The 23,517-nt window shown below is 65.5% G+C and carries 26 protein-coding genes and 1 tRNA gene; 8 read left to right on the top strand and 19 right to left on the bottom strand.

Annotated features, from left to right (window positions below):
• Positions 1-2 precede the first annotated feature (2 nt).
• From RIdsm_RS20390 to RIdsm_RS20425, 8 genes are all read right to left on the bottom strand, one after another.
• The gene (locus RIdsm_RS20390; RefSeq protein ID WP_057817840.1) at positions 3-611 is read right to left on the bottom strand and encodes a (d)CMP kinase; all 609 of its coding nucleotides are present in this window, start codon (positions 609-611) and stop codon (positions 3-5) included.
• Between the two features lie 101 nt (positions 612-712).
• Positions 713-786 (bottom strand) — tRNA-Gly (locus RIdsm_RS20395).
• Between the two features lie 64 nt (positions 787-850).
• Positions 851-1,648: a bestrophin-like domain gene (locus tag RIdsm_RS20400; RefSeq protein ID WP_057817838.1), complete on the bottom strand. Its 798-nt coding sequence runs from the start codon at positions 1,646-1,648 to the stop codon at positions 851-853.
• Between the two features lie 224 nt (positions 1,649-1,872).
• Positions 1,873-3,918 carry an ASKHA domain-containing protein gene (locus tag RIdsm_RS20405; RefSeq protein WP_057817837.1) on the bottom strand — a complete coding sequence of 682 codons (2,046 nt, stop codon included), beginning with the start codon at positions 3,916-3,918 and terminating at the stop codon, positions 1,873-1,875.
• Between the two features lie 215 nt (positions 3,919-4,133).
• Positions 4,134-4,763 (bottom strand): hypothetical protein, encoded by a 630-nt coding sequence (locus tag RIdsm_RS20410; protein ID WP_057817835.1) that lies wholly within the window; start codon positions 4,761-4,763, stop codon positions 4,134-4,136.
• A 133-nt stretch (positions 4,764-4,896) separates the two neighbouring features.
• A complete protein-coding gene (aroA, locus tag RIdsm_RS20415; protein ID WP_057817833.1) occupies positions 4,897-6,243 on the bottom strand; it encodes a 3-phosphoshikimate 1-carboxyvinyltransferase in 1,347 nt (448 codons plus the stop codon).
• A gap of 68 nt (positions 6,244-6,311) precedes the next feature.
• The gene (locus RIdsm_RS20420; protein WP_057817831.1) at positions 6,312-7,190 is read right to left on the bottom strand and encodes a dimethylarginine dimethylaminohydrolase family protein; all 879 of its coding nucleotides are present in this window, start codon (positions 7,188-7,190) and stop codon (positions 6,312-6,314) included.
• Between the two features lie 5 nt (positions 7,191-7,195).
• Positions 7,196-7,543 (bottom strand): RidA family protein, encoded by a 348-nt coding sequence (locus RIdsm_RS20425; protein WP_057817829.1) that lies wholly within the window; start codon positions 7,541-7,543, stop codon positions 7,196-7,198.
• Positions 7,544-7,633: 90 nt separating this feature from the next.
• Between RIdsm_RS20425 and RIdsm_RS20430 the strand changes: the two genes are divergently transcribed.
• Both RIdsm_RS20430 and RIdsm_RS20435 read left to right on the top strand, forming a co-directional pair.
• Positions 7,634-8,218: a thymidine kinase gene (locus tag RIdsm_RS20430; protein ID WP_057817972.1), complete on the top strand. Its 585-nt coding sequence runs from the start codon at positions 7,634-7,636 to the stop codon at positions 8,216-8,218.
• A 52-nt stretch (positions 8,219-8,270) separates the two neighbouring features.
• Positions 8,271-8,525 carry a hypothetical protein gene (locus tag RIdsm_RS20435; protein ID WP_057817827.1) on the top strand — a complete coding sequence of 85 codons (255 nt, stop codon included), beginning with the start codon at positions 8,271-8,273 and terminating at the stop codon, positions 8,523-8,525.
• Between the two features lie 39 nt (positions 8,526-8,564).
• Here RIdsm_RS20435 and RIdsm_RS20440 read toward each other — a convergent pair whose 3' ends face one another.
• The 6 genes from RIdsm_RS20440 to RIdsm_RS20465 all read right to left on the bottom strand — a co-directional run bounded on the left by RIdsm_RS20440 (position 8,565) and on the right by RIdsm_RS20465 (position 13,220).
• Positions 8,565-9,686 carry a beta-ketoacyl-ACP synthase III gene (locus RIdsm_RS20440; protein ID WP_057817825.1) on the bottom strand — a complete coding sequence of 374 codons (1,122 nt, stop codon included), beginning with the start codon at positions 9,684-9,686 and terminating at the stop codon, positions 8,565-8,567.
• Positions 9,687-9,774: 88 nt separating this feature from the next.
• A complete protein-coding gene (locus RIdsm_RS20445) occupies positions 9,775-10,728 on the bottom strand; it encodes a 2-hydroxyacid dehydrogenase (RefSeq protein ID WP_057817823.1) in 954 nt (317 codons plus the stop codon).
• The gene (locus RIdsm_RS20450) at positions 10,728-11,069 is read right to left on the bottom strand and encodes a tRNA-binding protein (RefSeq protein WP_057817821.1); all 342 of its coding nucleotides are present in this window, start codon (positions 11,067-11,069) and stop codon (positions 10,728-10,730) included. Before RIdsm_RS20450 ends, RIdsm_RS20445 begins: the two co-directional genes overlap by 1 nt.
• The gene (gene proC, locus RIdsm_RS20455) at positions 11,062-11,877 is read right to left on the bottom strand and encodes a pyrroline-5-carboxylate reductase (protein ID WP_057817819.1); all 816 of its coding nucleotides are present in this window, start codon (positions 11,875-11,877) and stop codon (positions 11,062-11,064) included. The genes RIdsm_RS20450 and proC overlap by 8 nt, the downstream gene beginning before the upstream one ends.
• A gap of 138 nt (positions 11,878-12,015) precedes the next feature.
• Positions 12,016-12,516, bottom strand: a complete 501-nt coding sequence (locus RIdsm_RS20460) for a type III secretion system chaperone family protein (RefSeq protein WP_057817817.1) — start codon at positions 12,514-12,516, stop codon at positions 12,016-12,018.
• A gap of 467 nt (positions 12,517-12,983) precedes the next feature.
• Positions 12,984-13,220: an accessory factor UbiK family protein gene (locus tag RIdsm_RS20465; RefSeq protein WP_057817815.1), complete on the bottom strand. Its 237-nt coding sequence runs from the start codon at positions 13,218-13,220 to the stop codon at positions 12,984-12,986.
• A gap of 110 nt (positions 13,221-13,330) precedes the next feature.
• Here RIdsm_RS20465 and lgt point away from each other — a divergent pair, with 110 nt between their 5' ends.
• The 4 genes from lgt (at position 13,331) to RIdsm_RS20485 (ending at position 17,534) form a co-directional block, all read left to right on the top strand.
• On the top strand, positions 13,331-14,215 hold the full coding sequence (gene lgt / locus RIdsm_RS20470; protein ID WP_057817813.1) for a prolipoprotein diacylglyceryl transferase: 885 nt from the start codon (positions 13,331-13,333) through the stop codon (positions 14,213-14,215).
• A complete protein-coding gene (locus RIdsm_RS20475) occupies positions 14,212-15,273 on the top strand; it encodes a class I SAM-dependent methyltransferase (RefSeq protein ID WP_057817812.1) in 1,062 nt (353 codons plus the stop codon). The genes lgt and RIdsm_RS20475 overlap by 4 nt, the downstream gene beginning before the upstream one ends.
• Positions 15,270-16,025, top strand: coding sequence for a peptidoglycan editing factor PgeF (pgeF, locus tag RIdsm_RS20480; protein WP_057817810.1), 756 nt, complete (start codon positions 15,270-15,272; stop codon positions 16,023-16,025). The genes RIdsm_RS20475 and pgeF overlap by 4 nt, the downstream gene beginning before the upstream one ends.
• Before the next feature lie 717 nt (positions 16,026-16,742).
• Positions 16,743-17,534: a Hint domain-containing protein gene (locus RIdsm_RS20485; RefSeq protein WP_057817808.1), complete on the top strand. Its 792-nt coding sequence runs from the start codon at positions 16,743-16,745 to the stop codon at positions 17,532-17,534.
• Between the two features lie 72 nt (positions 17,535-17,606).
• On the opposite strand, the gene RIdsm_RS20490 is transcribed toward RIdsm_RS20485, so the two are convergent.
• Entirely contained in the window at positions 17,607-18,011 is a 405-nt protein-coding gene (locus RIdsm_RS20490) for a type II toxin-antitoxin system VapC family toxin (RefSeq protein ID WP_074940279.1), read from the bottom strand.
• A gap of 46 nt (positions 18,012-18,057) precedes the next feature.
• Positions 18,058-18,558, bottom strand: coding sequence for an Lrp/AsnC family transcriptional regulator (locus RIdsm_RS20495; RefSeq protein ID WP_057817805.1), 501 nt, complete (start codon positions 18,556-18,558; stop codon positions 18,058-18,060).
• A gap of 269 nt (positions 18,559-18,827) precedes the next feature.
• On the opposite strand from RIdsm_RS20495, the gene trxB reads away from it, so the two are divergent.
• Positions 18,828-19,811: a thioredoxin-disulfide reductase gene (trxB, locus tag RIdsm_RS20500; protein WP_057817803.1), complete on the top strand. Its 984-nt coding sequence runs from the start codon at positions 18,828-18,830 to the stop codon at positions 19,809-19,811.
• A 261-nt stretch (positions 19,812-20,072) separates the two neighbouring features.
• Here the strand turns inward: trxB and RIdsm_RS20505 are convergent, their stop codons facing one another.
• On the bottom strand, positions 20,073-20,567 hold the full coding sequence (locus RIdsm_RS20505; RefSeq protein WP_057817801.1) for an SRPBCC family protein: 495 nt from the start codon (positions 20,565-20,567) through the stop codon (positions 20,073-20,075).
• Positions 20,567-20,905: an ArsR/SmtB family transcription factor gene (locus RIdsm_RS20510; protein ID WP_057817799.1), complete on the bottom strand. Its 339-nt coding sequence runs from the start codon at positions 20,903-20,905 to the stop codon at positions 20,567-20,569. The genes RIdsm_RS20505 and RIdsm_RS20510 overlap by 1 nt, the downstream gene beginning before the upstream one ends.
• A 313-nt stretch (positions 20,906-21,218) precedes the next feature.
• Here RIdsm_RS20510 and RIdsm_RS20515 point away from each other — a divergent pair, with 313 nt between their 5' ends.
• Positions 21,219-22,124: an SDR family NAD(P)-dependent oxidoreductase gene (locus RIdsm_RS20515; RefSeq protein ID WP_057817797.1), complete on the top strand. Its 906-nt coding sequence runs from the start codon at positions 21,219-21,221 to the stop codon at positions 22,122-22,124.
• A gap of 55 nt (positions 22,125-22,179) precedes the next feature.
• Here the strand turns inward: RIdsm_RS20515 and RIdsm_RS20520 are convergent, their stop codons facing one another.
• The gene (locus RIdsm_RS20520) at positions 22,180-23,229 is read right to left on the bottom strand and encodes a cytochrome-c peroxidase (RefSeq protein ID WP_057817795.1); all 1,050 of its coding nucleotides are present in this window, start codon (positions 23,227-23,229) and stop codon (positions 22,180-22,182) included.
• Positions 23,230-23,517 lie beyond the last annotated feature (288 nt).

Raw genomic sequence — 23,517 nt, forward strand, 5'->3', positions numbered from 1 at the left:
AATCAGGTTAAGGTTTCGTTAATGATGGTGATCGCCGCGGCGACGGCGGCGTCGATATCCATGGTCGAGGTGTCGAGCGTCACCGCGTCGTCGGCCGGCTTCAGTGGCGCCGCGGCGCGGGCGCTGTCGCGGGCATCGCGCGAACGCAGGTCGGCCAGCACCTCGTCATAGTCAGTATCGTGGCCGGACCCGAGCAATTCCTTAAGGCGCCGTTCCGCGCGCACGTCGTCGGTGGCGGTGACGAAGAGCTTCACGTCGGCGTCGGGGCAGATCACCGTGCCGATGTCGCGCCCGTCGAGCACCGCGCCGCCGTCGCGCCGGGCGAAGGCGCGCTGGAAATCCACCAGAGCCTTGCGGACTTCCGGAATGGCAGCCACGCGGCTGGCCGCCTGGGCCACGTCGGGGGTGCGCAGGTCGCCGGCCTCGAGATCGGCGGCGAGCAGCTGTTCGGCCGCCGTCACCGGGTCGGTGCCGTCCAGCGTGCGCCGGCCCGTGGCGCGGTAGAGCAGCCCGGTGTCGAGATGCGCAAACCCGAAATGCGCCGCCACCGCCTTGGAGATCGTGCCCTTGCCGGCCGCTGCCGGCCCGTCGATTGCCACCGTGAATGCCATTGCCCTGCCTCTCGTCTGAGGATCAAACTCCTAGAAGATCATGCGCCGGGCCTCAAGCCTTAGGATCGGGCCCGGTTAGGACAGGTGTAGTCGGAAAGTGCTGGAGCGGGTAACGGGAATCGAACCCGTAACTTAAGCTTGGGAAGCTCGCGTGATACCTTTTCACCATACCCGCTTTGCAGAGTTGGTAGGTATGAAATCGCCGGGGTGCGGTCAAGGGAAATTCGGCGGGAGCGCCGCTAATCCGGCGGCGGCGCCAGCGCCCGGATTTCGCCTCCGTATATGCGTTCTAAGCCGATCGGTTTGACCTGTGCGGGCGGATCATACGGGTCGGCGAAGGCGAAGATGAAGAAGATCACCAGCCCGGTATAGAGCGAGAAGATCGATATCAGGAAAAGGTTCTGCGGCTTGGGCGCATAGGTGTAGAAGGCGGCCGACGTCAGCGCGACACCGGCGACCGCGGCAATGAGGAAGAGGGTGTGAACGCCTGCGAGCCCGGCATTCTCGCGCTGGCGGCGCAGGCCCGAGAGCTCGCGGACCTGGCTGACCATCAGGTCTTTCAGGACGTCCTGCCGGTCGTTAGCGGGCTCGAGCGAGAGGATGCCGGAATACGCGGCCTCCCACGCGGCCCAGGCGGTTTCCGACAGGGCCTTTTCAGAGGCGAGAGACGGCCATTCCTCGTAGAGCACCGCGCGGGTGTATTCGGCCACGTGGGTGCGGATGTCGAGCGTGCCCTCGTCATCATAGCGGCGCAGGTCATAGAACGTGTCGCCGACCAGCACCGCTTCGCGCGAGGCGGCGGTGGAGATGTCGCGGACGTTGACGATTTCCTGTGCGAAAACAAGGGCGAGGATCAGGGCGTGCAACGCGCTGACGCGGACGACGATGGAATTGGCGAGATCGGTCTCGCCCCGGTCGCGGCGGAGGGAGAAGACGGCCCGGGTCAGGAAATACGAGGCCAGCGACAGGGCAATGGTGACCACCACGAAGGCCAGCGCCCCGAGCCCCGTCGAGACTTTCAGCAGTGTTTCGATCAAGGCCCCCTCCCCGGTTCATCACCCGTCCCGCCCGCCATCTTCGGGGGCTCAGGGGGCAAGTCAAGCGCCATGACAGCGGCAGAAGCGCGCGACTCACCCTCAAGTCCCTGATTAACGGCGAAAAACCGGGGTCGGCATCGCGTCGGTATAACGTCGGTATTACGTCGGTATTTTTTCCCGAAACGGGCAGGTTAAGGCACCGGGCGGGGCTGTTGCAGGGGGGGTTACCCCCGCCGACGCCGCCGCCGGCCTTCGCCGCCGCTGTCGCCGCCGCCGAGGTTGAAGCTGACCTGCGGCAGGGGGGCGATTTTCTTCAGCTCGGGGAACGGGTCGGTCTTGTGGGGGATGGCGTTGGCCGCGACGAAGTGATCCTGGAACTTGGGTTCGATGGCGGTTTCGACCTTGGTGATCTGGCGGACGGTCTGTTCGATCTCGGCCCGGGCGCCGATATTGCAGAGCGCGATGCGGGCGCCGGTGCCGGCGGCGTTGCCGGCGGAGGTGACCTTGTCGAGCGGCACGTCGGGGATCATGCCGAGCACCATGGCGTGTTTCGGCGAGATATGCGCCCCGAAGGCCCCGGCGAGCACGACGCGGTCGACCTTGTCGACGCCGCGCTGATCCATGAGAAGCCGCGCGCCGGCGTAAAGCGCCGACTTGGCCAGCTGGATGGCGCGGATGTCTCCTTGCGTGACGGTGATGCGCGGGCCGCCCTCGGCGGTGGCGTCGTGGATGAGGTAGGAATGGGTGCGCCCCTCGGGGATGCAGCGCGGGGTGCCGGTCATCTCGGCCGAGCCGATGAGGCCCGACTCGTCCATCAGCCCGGCCATGCGCAGTTCCGCCACCGCCTCGATGATGCCCGAGCCGCAGATGCCGGTGATGCCGGTGACGGCGGTTTCCTCGGCGAAGCCGTCCTCATCCGACCACTTGTCGCAGCCGATGACGCGGAAGCGGGGTTCCTTGGTTTCGGGGTCGATGCGGATCGCCTCGATCGCGCCCGGCGCGGCGCGCTGGCCGGAGGAGATCTGTGCGCCCTCGAAGGCCGGGCCCGTGGGCGAGGAGCAGGCCAGCACGCGGGAGCGGTCGCCCAGCAGGATCTCGGCATTGGTGCCCACGTCGACGATGAGGGCGAGGTCTTCGGACTTGCCGGGCTCTTCCGACAGCGCCACGGCGGCACAGTCGGCCCCCACGTGGCCCGCGATGCAGGGCAGGATGTAGGTGCGGGCGCGGGGGTTGATGGCGGTCAGGTCGAGATCGCGCGCCTCGAGCGTCATGCTGTCGGAGGTTGCGAGCGCGAAGGGCGCCTGCCCCAGCTCGACCGGGTCGATACCGAGGAGCAGGTGGTGCATGACCGGGTTGCAGACGAAGACGGTTTCGAAAATGAGGTGCGGCTCGATCTCGGCTTCCTTGGCAATCTCGCCGGCGAGCGTGTTGATGGCGTCGCGCACCGCCTTGGTCATTTCCTTGTCGCCGCCGGGGTTCATCATGGAATAGCTGACCCGGCTCATCAGGTCTTCGCCGAAGCGGATCTGGGGGTTCATGATGCCGGAGGAGGCCTTGACCTCGCCCGTGACCAGATCGGTCAGGTGGGCGGCGATTGTGGTGGAGCCCAGGTCGATGGCGAGGCCGTAGAGGCCGGATTCGTGCAGGCCGGGCCAGATGTCGAGCACGCGGGCGACATCATCCTGGTGGGATTTGTGCAGAGCCACGGTGACCTGGAACTTGCCCTTGCGCAGCACGGGCTGGAGTTTCGACAGCAGGGTGACATCGGCGCGGATCGCCTCGATCCCCCATTCGCGCTTGAGGGAGCGGGCGAGGCGTTCGAGATCGCCGGTGGGTTCGTGCATGTCGGGCTCGTCCACGTCGACGAGGTAGAGCTTGGTGGCCGGGTCCATCTCGATCACGCGGGCCGAGGCGGCCTTGCGCACGACCTGTTTGTGCACCTGGCTTTCGGGCGGCACGTCGATCACCACGTCGCGCAGGATCTGGGCCTGGCAGCCGAGGCGGCGGCCGGGTTTCAAGCCCCGCTTCTGGTCATAGCGTTCCTCGACCTTGTTCCATTCCGAGAGCGCGTCGTCGGCCACGGTGATGCCGTGCTTGGAGAACTCGCCATAGCCCGGCGTGATCTGGCATTTCGAGCAGATGCCGCGGCCGCCGCAGACCGAGTCGAGATCGACCCCCAGCTGCCGGGCGGCGGTCAGGACCGGGGTGCCCACGGGGAACCGGCCACGCTTGCCGGAGGGGGTGAAGACGACGAGGGGATCGGTGGTCATTGCGGTGCGGACCTTCGGCCAAAGGTGACTTTGTGGCGCACCATAGACGCTTCGTTTTCCGAGGGAAGGCTGCAACCGGCAGAATCTTGTCCGCAGGCGTCATGGATGTGGATATGGGGTCTGGGGGGCCCTGCCCCCAACGTTGAAATCCTTCGGGATTTCAACGTCTCCCCCGGGATATTTCGGGCCAGAAGAAGTGTTGGGGGGGCTCGGGGTCAGGCGTTGATGACGTTTTCGAGTTTGAAGGTATAGGGTTTCGCGTCCGGGCCGGTGCCGCCGCCCTGCCAGACGATATCGGCGCTGAGGATGCCGAGCAGCATGATGCGGGTCGGGATTTCGTCAAGCTCCGCGCCCGAGAGCGTCGTGCCTTCGGTTACGTTGCGGATCACGCCGATGCGGAATTCGGGCTTCATCGAAAAGGCGCCGTCCTGTCCGGGGGCGAGGTTGGTGACGGTCGAGGTCAGCAGCCCGTCGCGGAAGAGGTTGGCGGTGACCGCGCCCTTGGGCAGCTTGTTGCGCAGCACGATTTCCTTTTCGGATTTCGCCGGCGTGCCGGAGAGCTGCAGCTCGTCGCCCGAGGCGGCCTGGACCATGTCGAAGGCCTGACCTTCCATCGCGGTCTGCTGCGGGGTGTCGTTGCCCCAGCTGTCCTGGGCGCCGATCGTGAATGCCAGCGGGAAGGTGAAGGGGTGGGTGTCGCCGCGCCCGAGATTTTGGATCACGCGCCAGGCCAGGGGGGTGGCCTCGTAGCCGGGGGCGAAGTTTTCCGTGACGAGCACGACGTTGGCGTCATCCTCTTCCTCGGACTGGTTGACCAGGGTCAGCTGGATGGAGCTGGGTGCCATTGGGGGTGCCTCGCGATACAATCTATGGTCGAAATTTTTCAGGTATTTCAATTTTGAGTATGGCACGGCTCGAGGGGCCTGTCCACGCGGGTGGCAGGCTGGCGCGTTTGGCTCGGGGGTGGGCCGGGCTGGCTCAGTCGCGGCGGATGTTGGCGCCGAGGGCTTTCATCAGCGGCTCGAAGACCGGGAAGGAGGTGGCGATGGGGCCGCCGTCATCGACCGCGACGGGCTTTTGCGTGGCAAGGCCGAGGACGAGGAAGGACATGGCGATGCGGTGGTCGAGATGGCTTGCGCAGGTGGCGCCGCCGGGGACGTTGCCGTGGCCGAGGCCGGTAACCGTCAACCAGTCTTCGCCCTCGTCGACGGTGACGCCGCAGGCGCGCAGGCCGGTGGCCATGGCGTCGATCCGGTCGCTTTCCTTGACGCGGAGTTCCTTGACGCCGTGCATCTCGGTTTTGCCCTCGGCGAAGGCGGCGACGACCGAGAGGACGGGGTATTCGTCGATCATGCTGGCGGCGCGGTCGGGGGGGACGGAGATGCCCTTGAGGTTGGGCGAGAAGCGGGCGCGGAGGTCGGCCACGGGTTCGCCGCCTTCCTCGCGCTGGTTCTCGTAGGTGAGGTCGGCGCCCATCTCGCGCAGGGTGGTGAAGAGGCCAGCGCGGGTGGGGTTGAGGCCGATATTCGGCACGAGGATGTCGGAGCCCTCGGTGATCAGCGCGGCGCAGACCGGGAAGGCGGCGGAGCTGGGGTCGCGCGGGACGGCGATGGATTGCGGTTTGAGCTCGGGCTGGCCTTGCAGGGTGATGATGCGGCCTTCGTTGGTGACGTCCGTCGAGATGGTGGCGCCGAAGCCCGCCAGCATGCGTTCGGAATGGTCGCGGGTCGCCTCGCGCTCGATCACCACGGTTTCGCCGGGGGCGTTGAGGCCGGCCAGCAGCACTGCGGATTTCACCTGTGCCGAGGGCACCGGCACCTCGTAGCGCACCGGCAGCGGGTCGCGTGCGCCGACGATGGTCATGGGCAGACGGCCGCCGGAACGGCCGACGGCCTGAGCCCCGAAGAGGGCGAGCGGATCGGTGACGCGGGCCATCGGGCGCTTGTTGAGGCTGGCGTCGCCGGTGAAGGTGGCGGTGATGGGCGAGGAGGCCATCGCACCCATGATGAGGCGGACGCCGGTGCCGGAATTGCCGCAGTCGATGACCTGTTCGGGCTCGGCGAAGCCGCCGGTGCCCACGCCGTGGATGTGCCAGGTGCCGTCCTCGTCGCGGGTGATCTCGGCCCCCATGGCGCGCATGGCCTTGGCCGTGTCGAGCACGTCTTCGCCTTCCAGCAGGCCGGTGACGGTGGTCTCGCCCACCGCCAGCGCGCCGAGGATCAGGGCCCTGTGGGAGATCGACTTGTCGCCGGGGATGGCGGCTTCGCCCGAAAGGCCGGTGGAGGCGTGGGAGGACATGCGGATGGGGGTGCCGTGGCCGGACATGGGATGCGCCTTTCGTGAACGGGTCGGCCTGCCTGATAGCGCAAGCATGGGGCGGGGTAAATCCGTGTTCAGCCGCGGGCGAGCGGCAGGGTGGCGCAGCGAAACGAGCCGCCGGTGGAGGGGACGGCGTCGAATGGGAGTTCCTCGACGCGGTAGCCCGCCTCGCGCAGGGCGGCGTTGACGCGGGCGCAGGCCGGGTGATCGCGGGCGATGAGGTGATCGGGGGCGAGGGAGAGGACGTTGGTGGAGAGCGCGGCGGCTTCGTCGCGGGTGACCTCGATCCAGTCGAAATGGGTGCGCATGGCGGCGGGGATGGTGTCGAGCCCGGCGGGGTAGATGAGGGCGTGACCCAGGCCGAGGGGCTGGAAGGCGCAGTCGAGGTGGAGGACGTCTTCGCCCTGCGAGAGAGGCCGGGTGGGGACCGGGTGGATGGAGTAGATATCGCCGAATTCCCGGCGGAGGAAGGCCGCGCCTTCGGGGTCGCTGCGCTGGCCCACACCCACGAAGATGTCGGGGCCGGCGATGATCACGTCGCCGCCTTCGAGGGTGATGCCCGAGGGCACGGAAAGGCGGGGGCCGGTGAAGCTGGCGAGGAGGCGGTCGAGCCCGCGGATTTCCTGGGTGCGGCTGGCGTTGCGCATGGCGGCGGTGACGAAGGTGTCGCCGATGACGAAGCCGATGTCGCGGGGGCAGGTCTGGTCCTGCACGGTCTCGGGGGCGAGATCGGGGATGTGGACGGTGACGCCCGCCCCTTCCAGCGCGGTGCGGAAGGTGGTGAACTCGGCCACGACCTGTGCCTCGGTGGGATGGCCGTAACGGGCGAGCGTGTGGCGGTGGGTTTCGTTGACCACCTCGACGCGGGCGCCATCACGGTGATAGCCCGCGCCGCGCCCCATCACCACGTGGCGAAGGGGCGCGCATTCATCTGCGATGTGGAAATGCCGCAAGCGCCTCAGCCTGCCGCGGTGATCAGGAACTCGACCTTGAGCTCGGGATGGGCGAGCTTGGCTTCGCCGCAGGCGCGGGCGGGGGCGTGGCCCTCGGGCACCCAAGCATCCCAGACCTCGTTCATCTCGGCGAAATCGGCCATGTCGGCGAGCCAGATGGTGCATTGCAGGATGCGGGTGGTGTCGGAGCCGGCCTCGGCCAGCAGTTTCTCGACCTTCGACAGGCACGAACGGGTCTGGTCGGCGACGCTGTCGCCCTTCTCGCCCACCTGCCCGGCCAGGTAGATGGTGCCGTTATGGGTGACGATCTGGCTCATGCGCTGGCCGGTGTGATGGCGGGTGATATCGGACATGGGGGTGGGTTCCTTCGATGATGATTGGCCCCGTGGCGGGGCGGCGAGATGGCGATTGCATCCGGCCGCGCGATCGGCATAAGGCGGGGCATGGCCAAGCTCTATTTCCACTACTCGACGATGAACGCGGGCAAGTCAACGCTGCTTCTGCAGGCGGCGTACAACTACCAGGAACGGGGGATGGAGACCTTCCTGATGACCGCGCAGGTGGACAACCGGGCGGGGCGCGCCACCATCGCCTCGCGCATCGGGATCGGGCAGACGGCGGCGACGTTCGGGCCGGAGACGGACCTGTTCGAAGTGTTGCGGGCGCGGCTGGACGAGGGCCCGGTGGCCTGTGCCTTCATCGACGAGTCGCAGTTCCTGACCCAGCGCCAGGTGTGGCAGCTGGCCCGCGCGGTGGACGACCTGAAAGTGCCGGTGATGTGCTACGGGCTACGGGTGGATTTCCGGGGCGAGCTGTTTCCCGGCTCGGCCGCGCTTTTGGCGCTGGCGGACGAGATGCGCGAGGTGCGCACGATCTGCCATTGCGGGAAGAAGGCCACCATGGTGGCGCGGCAGGATGCCGAGGGCCGGGTGCTGACCGAGGGCGACCAGGTGCAGATCGGCGGCAACGAAACCTACGTCAGCCTCTGCCGGCGACACTGGCGCGAGGCGGTTGGCGACGGGGCCTGAGGGAACCGCTGCACCCCCTCGCACGTTTCAGGTATATGAAAGGAGGACCGTCATGGACCGTCTTGCCATATATCTTGCCGTGCTGATCGGCTCCTGCGTGGCCGGGGGCTTTCTGATCGCCGCCTTCGCGCTGGACTACTATTCGATCTGGGCGTTTGTCGTCTGCGGTGTGATCGGGTTGATCGCCGCCTACCCGGCGGGCTACTGGGTGTCGCGCTATATCAAGCGGAACGACCCGGACTTCAACCACCGCAAGCCGCGGCAGTCGGACGGGATCTTGCCCGATCCGAAAGCACCGGAGATTTAAGGAAACCGACCGCGCGCGGCGTTCCGGCGCCGCGCGAGTTCAGGCCCGTTCCACCAGGACCGAGCCCACCGAGTACCCTGCCCCGAAGGAGCAGATCAGCCCGGCATCGCCTGGCTGGAGGTCGTCCGAGTATTTCGAGAACGCGATGATCGAGCCCGCCGAGGAGGTGTTGGCGTAATCCTGCAGGATGTTGGGCTGTTCTTCCGGTTCCGGGGTACGGCCCATGACCTTCTTGCCGATGAAATCGTTCATGGTCTTGTTGGCCTGGTGCAGCCAGAGCCGTTTGAGCCGGTCGGCGGCAACGCCCTCCTCGGCCATGTGGTCGGCGATGTGTTTCGACACCAGCGGCAGGACTTCCTTGAACACCTTGCGGCCTTCCTGAACGAAGAGCATGTCGCGCCGGTCGTCCATGTGATGCTCGCGGGTGCGGCGGAGGAAGCCGTTGTTGTTGCGGATGTTGTTCGAGAATTGCGTGGCGCAGCGGGTGGAATGCACGAGGAAATGCGGGCCTTTCGCATCCTCGGCCCGCTCCAGCACCATCGCGGTGCAGACATCGCCGAAGATGAAGTGACAGTCGCGGTCGCGCCATTCGAGGTGGCCCGAGCAGATTTCCGGGCTGACAACGATGGCGCAGCGGACGGAGCCCGCGCGGATCATGTCGGCCGCCGCCTGAATGCCGAAGGTGGCCGAGGAACAGGCGACGTTCATATCAAAAGCGAAACCGCCAGCGCCCAGGAGTTGCTGAATCTCGATGGCGATGGCCGGATAGGGCCGTTCGTGGTTCGAGGCGGCGCAGATGATGAGGTCGACCTCTTCCGCCGAGCGGCCCGATTGCGCCAGCGCCTTGCCGCAGGCGTCGAGCGCCATTTCGGCCATGATCCCCGGCTCCTCGTTCGAGCGGGGGCGCAGGTGGGGGTGCATGACGGCCGGGTCGAGCACGCCGGTCTTGTCCATCACGTAACGCTGTTCGATACCCGAGGCCGAGAAGATGAAACCGGTCGAGGAATGCGGCTTGGCCTCCAGCTCGCCGGCCGAGATGGCCTCGGCATTCTCGGCGTTGAATTTGTCGGCATAGGCGTTGAACGCGTCGACCAGCTCTTCGTTGGTGATGGTCTGGTTCGGGGTGAAGACCCCGGTGCCCGTGATGGCAGGTTTGAACATTTTGGCTCTCATCAGGTGTACCGCCCAGATCAACGCAGGAGCGACCCGAGGTCAAGCGGAACCGGCGGAGCCTTGCCGTGACGCCAAGTCAGTTGACGAGGTTCGGCGGGGTTTCCCCGTTGAGCGCAGCGACGAGGTTGTCGACGGCGACGAAGCCCATCCGCTCGCGCACTTCCAGCGCGGCGGTGCCCAGATGCGGCAGGAGGGCGACGTTCTCCATCTTCGTCAGCGCCTCGGGCACTTTCGGCTCGTGCTCATAGACATCGAGCCCGGCGCCGCCGATCTGGCCGGTTTGCAGCGCTTCGATCAGCGCGTCCTCGTCGACCACGTCGCCGCGGGCGATGTTGATGAAGCGGGCATGGGGCTGCATGGCGGCGAAGAGTTCTTCGCCGACGAGGTAGGTGTTCTCGCCCCCGCCCGGCACGGCGGTGACGACGAAATCGGAAAGAGAAGCCAGCTCTTGCAGAGTTTCAACCTGCCGCGCCTCGATATCCACATCCTTGGGCGATCTGTTGAAGTAAACCACGTTCATCCCGAACCCATAGTGACAGCGTCGGGCGATGGCCTGACCGATGCGGCCCATGCCGATGATGCCCACGGTCTTGCCGGTGACATGCAGGCCGAGGAGTTGCGTGGGGGTCCAGCCCGTCCACTTGCCGGCGCGCAGCAGGCGCTCGCCCTCGCCCGCGCGGCGGGCGGTCATCAGCATCAGGGTGAGCGCGATGTCGGCGGTGGCGTCGGTGACGGCGCCGGGGGTGTTGGTGACCATCAGCCCGGCGGCGCGGGCGGCGGCCACGTCGATATGGTTGTAGCCGACGCCGAAATTGGCCAGCACCTTGCAGCGAGACCCCTCGGCGCCTTCGAAGGCATCCGCGGTGAAGAAATCGCCCAGCGTGGGCAGGACGCCGTCATAGAGCGTCAGCGCGGCGCGCATCTGGCCGATCTTCAGCGGCCGCGTATCCTCGCGCACCTCGACGTCGAAATGCTGTTCGGCCCGTTCGATGACCGCATCGGGAAGGCGTGTGGTGAAGAGCACCCGCATCAGTGCATCCGCTCCCCTTCGGCGACTTCCTGGTCGGGGGCGATGAGGACGATGCCGCCCTCTGCATCCGCCGCGCCGAGCACCAGCACCTCGGACATGAACGGCCCGATCTGGCGGGGCGGGAAGTTGACGACGCCCATGACCTGACGGCCTGTCAGGCTTTCGGGGGTGTAGTGCTTGGTCACCTGCGCCGAGGTCTTGCGTTCGCCGATCTCGGGGCCGAAATCGATCCACATCTTGATGGCGGGCTTGCGGGCCTCGGGGAAGGGTTCGGCGCGGATCACGCGGCCGACGCGGATATCGACCTTGAGGAAGTCGTCGAAACTGATTTCGTCAGCCATTGCGGAGTTCTTTCGAGCGGTCTGTGGCGGCGGCCACGGTTTTCGCCATCAGCGGGGGAAGGCCGGTTTCCTCGTCCATCAGCACCTCGAGCCCGGCCTGGGTGGTGCCGTTGGGGCTGGTGACGTTGACGCGCAGCTGATCGGGAGTTTCCTCGGCCTCTTCGGCCAGCGCCCCTGCCCCGGCGACGGTGGCCTGGGCGAGTTGCATGGCGAGGTCTGGCGACAAACCCTGAGCCTCGCCGGCCTTGGCCAGGCATTCGATCATGTGGAACACATAGGCCGGGCCGGAGCCCGAGACGCCGGTCACGGCATCCATCTGGTCTTCGCTGTCCAGCCGCACCACCTGCCCCACGGCGGTCAGCAGTTCCTCGGCGGTGTCGAGATGCGCGGGCGTGGTGTGGCTGTTGCCGATGATGGCGGTGATGCCCCGGCCCACGGCGGCGGGTGTGTTGGGCATGGCGCGGATGATCGGGCTGTCATCGCCCAGCGCCGCCTCGAATGAGGAAATCGGCGTGCCGGCGGCGACGGAGACGAAGAGCGTCTTGCCTCCGCCCATGGCGGCGATGGCGGGCAGCGCGTCGCCCATCATCTGGGGTTTGACGGCGACAAGCACGATGGCGGGCTGTTCGGGCAGGTCGCCATTGATGGTGACGCCCGTGGATTGCAGCCAGTCCGAGGGTTTCGGGTCGATCACCCAGACGCTTTCGGGCGGCAGGCCCCGCTTGAGCCAGCCCGCCAGCATGGCCGAGCCCATCTTGCCGCAGCCCAGAAGCACGAGCCCGTTGCGGGCCACATTGTCCATGGTCATCCCAGTCCCCCTTGCCTTTGTGAATGGCCTTTGGGGGCGAGTGTTACGCCCGCATCACCGGGGATTCAATGGCGGGAAAACGGGCGTGGGGCGACCCGGCGAAGCCTTGCCCGCCGGGTGCCTTGAAATGCCTCGGGATCAGGCGGTGCCGTAGGCCTCGGCGATGGCCACCTGCATGGCGTCGCGCGGGGTACGGTCGCCCCAGATGACCAGCTGGAAGGCCGGGTAGAAGCGCTCGGCGCTGAGGACGGCCGCGTTGATCAGCGTGTCGACCTGTTCGGGGCAGACGCTGGGCGCGCCGGCCATCACGAGGCCGTAGCGGTAGACCATCAGCTTCTGTTCGGCCCAATAGGTAAAGGCGCCGGCCCAGCATTGGTCGTTGACCTCGTTGAGGGTCTGATACAGCACGGGAAGCTTGTCTTCCGGCGGCTCCATCTCGAAGGTGCAGACCATGCGCAGGGTCTCGTCATAGGCGGACCATGCGAGGGTGACCGAATAGGTGCGCCACTGGCCTTCGACGGCCATGGCGATCTGATCGTCTCCGATCCGGTCGAAATCCCAGTCGTGATGCTCGGCGAGATGCTCGACGATATCGATGGGGTGAAGATCTTCACTCAGAAACTGCTCGGAAAGTGCCATGCCGCCACCTCTTATAGGTTGTAGCGCGGGGGCGTGGCAGCGCCCCAAGCGCTAGGTGCCTGCTCTAGAACGGGGGCGTATCCCCTCTGTTCCTACCATATATCGTGGCGAGTGGATCGCGGCCTGTAAAGCTATTTGTTGGGGATAACCTCAATAAGTTGTGGATGACGTCAAAACTTCATCAAGATGAGATGGGGGTGTCATGTGGGGGATGGCGTGAGGTGATGAGGGTTGGTCCAACGCCCCGCCGCGGTCGCATACGCCGGGCAGTGCCTCTCCGCGGAACGGATGTGATGGTTGATTTATGGTGCGGTTCACATCCGTCGATGGCTCTGGATGGTGCCGGAGCAGAAGCGCCCGCCCGTCACGCCAGAGGCGAGCCGCCTATACATGGCGCACCTCTATTCCGGGCCCGGCGTGAATGGAGAAGTTGTGCGGGGGAAGGTGGGTTGGCACCCACCCTACGATTACTTCTCCAGCGCCTCGATGCGCGCCTTCAGCGCCTCGTTTTCCTCGCGGGCCTTCTGGGCCATGGCGCGGACGGCGTCGAATTCCTCGCGTGTGACGAAATCGCGGTCGGCGAGCCAGCGGTCGATCATCGACTTCATCGCCGTCTCGGCCTCTTCCCGCGCGCCCTGGGCCACGCCCATGGCGTTGGTCATCAGCTGCGAGATGTCGTCGAATACCTTGTTGCGGGTCTGCATGGGGATTGCTCCGGCGTTACATTTGAAATCTATATGGGCCGCAAAACGCCGCCGCGCAAGGTTGACTTCCCCGTTGACTTCCCCGTGGCGCCAGAGGCAGAGAGACACAAATGCAGGCCGCCATCCCCTTCCCCGACGTCTCGCCAGAGATCTTCACGCTGCCGATTTTCGGCATGGAATTCGCGCTGCGCTGGTATGCGCTGGCCTATATCGTCGGCATCGTCATCGGCTGGCGGCTGGTGGTGGCGACGCTGCGGCGGCCGCGGCTTTGGAAGAACGACACGCCGGTGATGGACGAGCGTCAGCTCGAGGATCTGCTGACATGGGTCGTCCTCGGCGTGATCCTTGGCGGGCGGCTGGGCTATGTGCTGTTCTACAAGCCCGCCTATTTCCTGCAGAACCCGGCCGAGATTTTGATGCTGTGGCAGGGGGGCATGTCGTTCCATGGCGGGCTTCTGGGGGTGATCACGGCCTGTGTCGTGTTCTCGTGGCGGCAGCGGATATCGTGGCTGTCGGTGGCGGATGTGCTGTGCATGGCGACGCCCGTGGGCCTGCTGCTGGGACGGATCGCGAATTTCATCAATGCGGAATTGTGGGGCCGGCCGACCGACCTGCCGTGGGGGGTGATCTTCCCCGGCGAGATGGCGCAGTATTGTCCGCAGGTGGTGGGCGCCTGTGCGCGGCATCCGTCGCAGTTGTATGAAGCGTTGCTGGAGGGGCTGATCCTTGGCGCCGTGCTGTTGTGGCTCGTCTTCCGGAAGGGCGCGCTCAAGCGGGTGGGCACGGTGACGGGCGTGTTTTTTGCGGGCTACGGCCTCGCGCGGTTCCTTGTGGAATTCGTGCGGCAACCGGATGCGCAGTTCGTTTCCGAAGGCAACCCGCTGGGGCTGGCCTTCCACGTGGGCGGCTACGGGCTGACCATGGGGCAGATATTGTCGCTGCCGATGCTGGTGCTGGCCGCTTACCTGGTGATCCGGGCGCGCGGGCCGGCATGACCGCGCTGAAGGACCTGCTTGTCAGCCAGATCCGGGCCAACGGGCCGATGACGGTGGCCGAGTACATGGCCGCCTGCCTGATGCATCCCGAGCATGGCTATTACGCCACGCGCGACCCGCTGGGTGCGGCGGGCGATTTCACCACCGCGCCGGAGATGAGCCAGATGTATGGCGAACTTCTGGGCCTGGCGCTGGCGCAGGCCTGGATGGACCAGGGGGCGCCCGGGGCGGTCGCGCTGGCCGAGCTTGGGCCGGGGCGCGGGACGTTGATGGCGGATATGCTTCGGGCGACCAAGGGCGTGCCGGGGTTTCACGATGCGCTGCGGGTGAACCTTGTCGAGACCTCGCCCGCGCTTCGGCAGGTGCAGGCGCAGACGGTGAAATGGCCGGGGATCCAGTGGCGCGAGAGCGTGGGCGACCTTCCCGACCTGCCGCTCTTCGTGGTGGCGAACGAGTTCTTCGATGCCCTGCCGGTGCGGCAATTGCAGCGCGACGGCGATAAATGGCGTGAACGGCTGGTGGGGCTTGAGGGCGAGACCCTCGCCATCGGCTTGAGCGATCCCAAGGCGATGGCCCCGCTCGAACACCGGCTGGAGGATACGCGCGATGGCGATATCGTCGAGATATCGCCCATGGGCGAGAGCGTCGCGGCCGAAATCGGCGGGCGGATCGCGCAACATGGCGGCGCCGCGCTGATCGTGGATTACGGCGACTGGCGGTCGCTGGGCGATACGCTGCAGGCGGTGAAGGGGCACGAAGCTGCCGACCCGCTGGCCGAGCCGGGGCTGGCCGATCTGACCACCCATGTGGATTTCGAGGCGCTGGCGCAGGCCACTCCCAGCCGGTACAGCCGGTTGACCCCGCAGGGCGTGTTCCTCGAGCGGCTCGGCATCACCGCGCGGGCACAGGCCCTGGCCCAGCGGATGGAGGGTGACGCGCTGGAAACGCATATTGCCGCGCATCGCCGCTTGACCCACCCGCATGAAATGGGGACGCTCTTCAAGGTAATGTCTTTCACCCCCGACGGGGCGGCACCGCTGCCCGGACTGGACACATGACGCTCGAGATCATCACCGCCGACGCCCTTGCCCCGCTGCGCCACGGGTTCTTTACCCGCAAGGGCGGCGCGTCCTCGGGCGTGTTCTCGGGGCTCAACTGCGGGCTGGGCTCTTCCGATCAGGCCGAGGTGGTGCGGATCAACCGGCACCGCGCAGCCGATGCGCTTGGGGTCGAGCCGCAGGCGCTGGTGAATGTCCACCAGGTGCATTCCGCGCGGGTCGAGGTGGTCGAGGGGCCGATGGGCGAGCGGCCCAAGGCCGACGGCATGGTGACGAAAGTGCCCGGGCTGGCGCTGACGATTCTCACCGCCGATTGCCAGCCGGTGCTGTTTGCCGACCGACAGGCGGGCGTGATCGGCGCGGCCCATGCGGGGTGGCGCGGGGCGCTCGATGGTGTGCTGGAAGAAACCGTCGACCGGATGGAAGAGCTGGGCGCCACGCGCGACGATATCGTCGCGGTGATCGGCCCGGCGATCAGCCAGCAGGCCTACGAGGTCGGGCCCGAGTTCCTTGACGACTTCATGGCCGACGACCCCGAGAACCACCGCTTCTTTGCCAATGGCGAGGGCGACCGCTATCAGTTCGACCTGCCCTCGTTCGGGCTGCACCGGCTGCGGCAGGCGGGCGTCGGCCATGCGGAATGGACGCGGCATTGCACCTATTCGGATGCCGGCAGATTCTATTCCTACCGCCGCGCGACCCATGCGGGCGAGGCCGATTACGGGCGGCTGATGGCGGCGATCCGGCTGTGAATTGGGGCGCGGTCGCGACCGGGGCCTGCCCGTTCTTGCCACATTCGGGCTGAAATGGCGGGGGCCCGGCAGGGCGTGATCGCGTAAACAGGCTTTTAAATCAGGGCTTTGACAGAAATCCCGCAGGATGCCCCGATTTCACCGCCCCCGCCCGGCAAATATCCGACGAATCCCACAGACCCGTCAAATCGTGGCCTCAAACCCCGGCGATATTGCCTTCAAGGGAACGGGGAACACAGGCGGCGCAGGCCGGCCGACATAGTCAAAGGGTAAGGGATATGAAGAAGCGTTGGATGAAATCTGTCATCGAAACCAGCAAGCGGGCCACGCCGGCCTTGCCGTTTCAGCGCGGTGTGCGCAACACGACCCGCACTGCCCCGCCGCTCAAGTCGGTGAAGACCGCGTGACGGCCCGGGCCAACCGGTCCGGCATGGCTCCGGCCGCCGGAACGGGGCGCCGCAATTGTGGCGGACCGCCATGATTCGAATCGTCCGGAATCGCCAAATTGTGGCGAACTCGTCGACACGGGGCAGACAATCTTAATTAAACGTAAATGATTGTCTGGCTGCGCGTGACAGTGATTGGTGAAATTTGACTAAACTTGGGCAAATACGCCAATTGTTTGTCATCGCAACGTGAATGGTAAGTAACAAGTCCTTCTGTCGTTGTCGGTGGGGGCCGACGCGGTTGAGACAACCTGATAAAGGTGACTCAATAATGGTGACCCCCTACGATTCCGCGCATGTTTCCGCGCGTGCTGTCAGCAAATCTTCCACGCATGCCGGCCGCTCCCCGGTTCCGCAATCGGGCCGCAAGCCGCTTGCCATGCGCAAGTACAACATCTCGACACTCATGGCCGACGGTCAGGTGCGCACGTCGGACCAGATCGGCCCGGCCATGCCGATCTTCGAATCCGCCTTCTCGGCATTTTCGCACGGCACCCTGATCGCGACGACGCAAGGCCAGGTCGCGGTCGAAGACCTTGTGCCCGGCATGAAGCTTCAGACCGCCGACCAGGGGCCGATGCAGCTTCTGTGGATGGGCTCGATGACCCTGATGCCGCGATCTGACCGGTATCCGCATGGCGGCTGCCTGACCCGGATCATGGCCGACAGCTTCGGCTTCGGCCGCCCGCAGGCGGATATCATGGCCGGCCCGGGCGCGCGGTTCCTGCTGCGGCCCAGCGGTTATGCCGAACGCTATGGCAGCGAGCGAGCGCTGACGCCGGCCTCGCAGATGGTCGACGGGTTCAACGCGATCGAGATCACGCCGCCGACGCCGGTGACGGTCTATCACCTGTGCCTGCGGCGGCACGCGATCATCAGCGCGGGCGGCATGGATGCCGAAAGCTTTCACCCCGGCCCGGGCTTCGAACGGAACATGGGGCCGAACATGCTGAGCCTGTTCCTGTCGTTCTTCCCGCATATCAAGCAGGCCCGCGATTTCGGCCCGCTGGCGCATGAACGCCTACCGCTCAAGGGTATTGAAAACGCAGCGGAAATGGCCTGACGCCACCGGAAATGCTGCCGTCACGAAACGGGGCGCGACATCGGTTGCGCCCCGTTTCGATTCTACGGCAGCTCAGTTGGTTGCGATTGTCCGGGGGGCGACGACTGGCACCTCGCCCTCCGCCGCGGCGGCGAGGTCCGGATCCTCTGTCACCAGTGCATCGGCCTGAAGCTGGGCGAGGGCAACATACTCGGCCAGTTCCGTCGAGCGCAGCCCCTGCCGGTCGGCGATGGCCCAGGCCCGGCGTCGCATGACCGCATCGCCGAGATACCTGAACTTGAGCTTCGCGAAATGCGCATTGATCGCCAGCCCCTGCTCGGCCGACAAGGCGCCATCGCGGACGCGCGCGTAAAGCGTTGCCAGCACCTGCGAACGCAGCAGGGTCGGTGCCAGAATGGCATAGCCTTCAGACGGCAGGAGCGCGCCGGACGCGATCAGGATCGCGGTGTCGGGGTCGATAACCACGCGTTTCGGCATCTCGATCCCCTGCTGCCTCGACGGCGCGGCCGAACCGGTCAAGGCGTCACGCCGATTTCTTCAGCCGGTCTTCCAGCACATCGAAGGGCACGCCCGGCTCGTCCTTGGCGCCGCGAATGACCAGCGAGGTCTTGACGCTGCCCACGTTCTCGGCCGCCGTCAGCTCCTCGGTCAGGAAGCGCTGGAAGGTCGAGAGATCGGGCGCCACACATTTCAGGATGAAATCGACCTCGCCGTTCAGCATGTGGCATTCGCGAACCAGCGGCCAGGCCCGGCACCGCGCCTCGAAGGCCGACAGGTCGGCCTCGGCCTGGCTTTGCAGGCCGACCATGGCATAGACCTGCACCTCGAAGCCCAGCTCGCGGGCGTCGACCTTGGCGTGATAGCCTTGGATGTAGCCGCTTTCCTCGAGCGTGCGGACCCGGCGCAGGCACGGCGGGGCCGAGATGCCGACGCGCTTGGCCAGTTCGACATTCGTCATCCGGCCGTCAGCCTGCAATTCGGCAAGGATCTTGCGGTCGATCTCATCGAGTCGGGTCGCGGGCATTCTGGGTCTCCTGAAAATTCGCGATTGTTATAACACCACTGCCGGCACGCGCAATATTGTTTCGTCTACGCGCAACATCCTTACTTCTTTATTGATGGAGGGGTGTTTTATTTTTTGGCACATGCCGGGACAAGCGGCATCGGAAGCCCCGATTCCACGGGATTGCGTCCCGCTTTGGGCATGGCCGGCTTGCAGGGGTTTCACCCTCACCGCCCGGCCGCTATATCTGTGCCCCGAGTCACAGACACCCAACCAGGCAGGTTCAGATCATGGCCGACACGCGTCACACCAAAACCCTCATCATCGGGTCCGGCCCGGCCGGATATACCGCCGGCGTCTATGCCGCAAGGGCGATGCTGGAACCGATCCTCGTTCAGGGGATCGAACCGGGCGGCCAGCTGACCACCACCACGGAAGTCGAGAACTGGCCCGGCGATGCCGAGGTGCAGGGCCCCGACCTGATGGTGCGGATGGAGGCCCACGCCAAGGCGATGGGCTGCGAGATCGTCGGCGACATCATCACCCATCTCGACACCGAAAGCCGCCCCTTCAAGGCGACCGGCGACAGCGGTACGGTCTATACAGCCGACAGCGTCATCATGGCCACCGGCGCGCGGGCCAAGTGGCTGGGGATCGACAGCGAAGAGGCCTTCAAGGGCTTCGGCGTGTCGGCCTGTGCCACTTGTGACGGGTTCTTCTACCGCGGCGAGGAGATCGTCGTGGTGGGCGGCGGCAACACGGCCGTGGAAGAGGCGCTGTTCCTGACCAACTTCGCCTCGAAGGTGACGCTCATCCACCGCCGCGACGAGCTGCGCTCGGAGAAGATCCTCGAAAACCGGCTGCTGAAGCATCCCAAGATCGAGCCGCTGTGGTTCCACGAGCTGGAAGAGGTGCTCGGCGACGACAACCCCAAGGGCGTGACCGGCGTGAAAGTGAAGAACAACCAGACCGGCGAGATTTCGGAAATCCCCTGCAAGGGCGTCTTCATCGCCATCGGCCACGCGCCCGCCAGCGAGCTGCTGAAGGGCAAGGTCGAGATGCATCACGGCGATTACGTCAAGGTCGAGCCGGGCAGCACCCGCACCTCCGTCCCCGGCCTTTTCGCGGCAGGCGACCTGACCGACCACATCTACCGGCAGGCGGTGACGAGTGCCGGTATGGGTTGCATGGCCGCGCTGGACGCGGAACGCTTCATCGCCGAGCTGGAGGATCAGCCGGCCCCGCCCGCCGAGAAGGTCGTCGCGGTAGAGTAAGGCGCGCCTGAACCGGGCATTACGCATTGAGTAAGACGGATGGGCGCGGGTTACCTCCCCAGCCCTTTGCGTTTAGTGATGCAGCTCGTGTCTGCGCTCCTTGAGAGCAGGGCGTCTTGTCCAACATAGGCTCCCGAAAAATCTTCGGGAGCCTTCTGCCCCAGAGGTCAGCTGGGCGAACAAGGCGGCTCTTGGCGCTTGATAAGCCAAAGACCGCTTTGCCAGAATGACGTGAAGAGAAATCTGCCCTTTGCCCTGGGGTCAGGTGCCTTCGACCTGTGCCGCCAGTTTCGAGAGCGTCTGTCCTCCAAGTTCCACCGCACCAAAGCCGATGACGGTGTTGCGGCGTTCCGGCGTCGGATGAATTTGGCGTAGTGTAACGACAGTCTTGCCATCGTTCTGCTCATCAAAAGTCACGAGCAGCCGAAAACGATCAGGGTCTTCATCGGCATCCTTGCCATGGATCGCCTCAATCAATTCAGGGACATCGACGCGAACAAAATCCATTCTGTTAGAGAAGCAGGTGCCATCGGGTGCGACCATATCGAACCGCCAGACGCCACCCGTCCTGATGTCTATTTCGTGGGTCTTGCACTTGAAGCCGTCAGGCCCGAACCACTTCGTGATCTGATCGTGGTCTGTCCACGCATTGCAGACCGTTGCGCGATCTGCATTGACCACGCGGGTGACGACAATTTCACGCTCGAGCGGCGACGAAGACCAGTCAGTGACAGTCCTTCTGAATCGTTCATTCATCAGGCTTCTCCTTTCTCCACTTGTTTCAAATGTGCCTCGAGACGGTCGAGGCGCTCTTCCGCTTCGCGGCGATGCATTGCGAGCCAATCCTCAGCTCTGCGTAGGGCATCGAGGTTCAGGGAGCAGACGCGCGCCCGCCCCCGCCGTTCAGAGGCAATGAGCCCGGCCCCTTCCAGAACACCCAAGTGCTGCGTAAACGACGGCAGAGCCATATCGAACAGTTGTGCGAGTTGAGAGACTGATGCCGGGCCGTCGATGAGGGTCTGGACGACTGCACGCCGCGTTGGATCGGCGAGTGCCTTGAAGGTTGTTTCGATGTGAATTCCATCATTAGGCATGAGCCTAACTTAGGTACGCGCCATACTTAGGTCAATACCTAACTGATTACGCCCCCCGTTGTCCGAAATGCTCGTGCGAAAAGAGCGCAGCATTGGCATGTCTGCTCTCGAAGCGGTGACAGGCCTCCGAGTCCCGACAGCATCTAAATGCATCGCGAAATGCAAAGTACTGGGATCACCCCGCGCCTTTTCACGTCGGGAGCACCTCTGTTTCCGGAGGATCAGGCAAGTCTTGCGGAGGATGCGGCAGGACCGGGCTTGCGTGGCGGGGTATCGGTTACGGGACGGATCAACAGATGCACGGAGCGGCCCCATGTCCTCGATTCAATCGCAATTTCTCGATCTCACCTCTCACAGCGACCGCTACGACGCGATCGACCCGAAAGGCGCATTGCAGGGCAGTGCCAAGGGCAAGGTGGTCTTCATCGCCGGCGCCTCCCGGGGGATCGGGCAGGCCACGGCGGTGGGTTTTGCCGAGGCCGGGGCGAAGGCCATTTACCTGACGGCCCGGTCCGAGGCGGCGCTGGGGGAAACCCGCGCCTTGGTCGAGGCGGCCAATCCGGAGACCGCCTGTGCCATCGCCGCCTGCGACGTGACGCGGGCGGCGGAGGTGGAAAAGGCGGTCACGGAGTGCGTCGCCCGGTTCGGCGCCGTCGACGTGGCGGATGCCAATGCCGGCTACCTCGGCCCCTGGGTGAAGATTGGCGAAACCGACCCCGAAGGCTGGTGGCATAACTGGGAGGTCAACCTGCGCGGCACCTATCACGTGATCCGCTTCACCCTGCCCCACCTGATCGCCTCGGCCAAGCGGTGGGCGGCGGAAGGCGGCAGCGGCGGGCATCTCATCCTGCTCTCCTCGATCGGGGCGCAACTGCTGATGCCCGGCGCGTCGGATTACCAGACCTCGAAACACGCCATAAACCGGCTTTGCGAATTCGTGCAGACGGATCATGGCGCGGACGGGATCAAGTGCTTCGCCATCCACCCCGGCGGCGTGCCGACCGAGCTGGGCAAGCAGATGCCCGAGGCGATGCACGCCTACCTGACCGAGACGCCGGACCTGGCGGCGTGCTTTGCCGTGTGGCTGGCCTCTGGCGCCGCCGACTGGGCCAAGGGCCGCTACCTGAGCGCCACGTGGGATGTGGGGGAACTGGCGGAAATGCAGAACAGGATTCTGCAAGACGACCTGCTGGTGAACCGCCTGCGCGCGCAGGTCTGAAAAAGCCAGGGCGCGGAGGTGATCCGCGCCCTGCCCTGTTTTCAGGCCAAAGCCGTCATTGCACCTCGCCCGTCGGGCGCGGCGTGCCCGAGGTTTCCGCCGGAAGCACCGGGTAGCTGACCTCCGGAACCTCGCCGGTCAGCGCGCCGAGGAAGGCGACGATGCTGTCGATCTCCTCTTCGTTCAGCTCGGTGCCGAGCTGCGAGGTGCCCATGATCGCCACAGCCACCTCGAGATCCCAGACCTTGCCCGAATGGAAGTAGGGCGCGGTCAGGGCGATGTTGCGCAGGGGCGCCGCCCGGAAGACGTAGGAGTCGTCCGCCGTCTCGGTCACCTGGAAGCGGCCCCGGTCATCCGGCGGCAGCACGTCGGCGCCGGGCTTCTCGATCAGGCCGAACGGGAAGTAGCCGTTGCCGCCCAGGTTGACCCCGTTGTGACACGAGGCGCAGCCCTTATCGAGAAAGATGGCGAGCCCCTCCTTCTGGGCCTCGTCCAGCGCCGCATCATCGCCGTTGAGGAAGGCGTCGAACGGGGCGGGCGTGGTCAGCGTCGCCTCGTAAGCCTCGATCGCCTTGGCGAAGTTGTCGAACGTCACCGGGTCGGCCTCTTCCGGGAAGGACGCTTTGAACCAGTCCACGTATTGCGGCATGGAATTCAGCGTCGCGATGACGTTGTCCGGCGTGTTGGCCATTTCGACACCGGCCTGAACCGGGCCCTTGGCCTGGGCCTTGAGGTCTTCGGCACGGCCGTCCCAGAACTGGGCCTCGTTGAACACCGCGTTCAGCACGGTGGGCGAGTTGCGCGGCCCCTTCTGCCAGCCATGCCCGATCGAGGTGGGCATGTTGTCATCCCCGCCGGTGGCGAGGTTGTGGCAGGAGTTGCAGGAGAAGACCCCCGAGGCGGACATCCTCGGGTCGAAAAAGAGTGCCTTGCCAAGATCGATCTTGGCTGGGGTAATGGGGTTGTCTGTCATCGCCGGTATGGTCGATGGGACCGGCGAAAACATGTCGAGGGCTTCCTCTCTCAAAGCCTCGTCAGCGGTTGCAGATGTGGCGATGGCCACGACCGACACGGTTGCAAGGGCCGTCTGTCGGAAAACGCGCATATGAACCTCCTTATCAGGTTTGATTGCCGTTTGGGTTACGTTCGCGCGCGGGGCCAGATTAGAGGGATTCTAAGAAATGCGATTTGACCCACCTCAAATGCGCGACTGAATGCGCGCCCCGACGGCCGACCCGCCTCCTGCCGCACAGATCGGCATCGTGCGCCGCACATAGCGGCATTTTCGCCAGTTTTGAGCATTCCGGCGCAAGCACGCTTGCATGTGGGGCTCAAGCGGGTTTATGGCCCCGGTGACGTTGGGGCCGGCCGTTGGCAGGCCTCTTTATTTCCA

Origin of the sequence: Roseovarius indicus, assembly GCF_008728195.1 — a bacterium.
GTDB classification, from domain to species: Bacteria; Pseudomonadota; Alphaproteobacteria; order Rhodobacterales; family Rhodobacteraceae; genus Roseovarius; species Roseovarius indicus.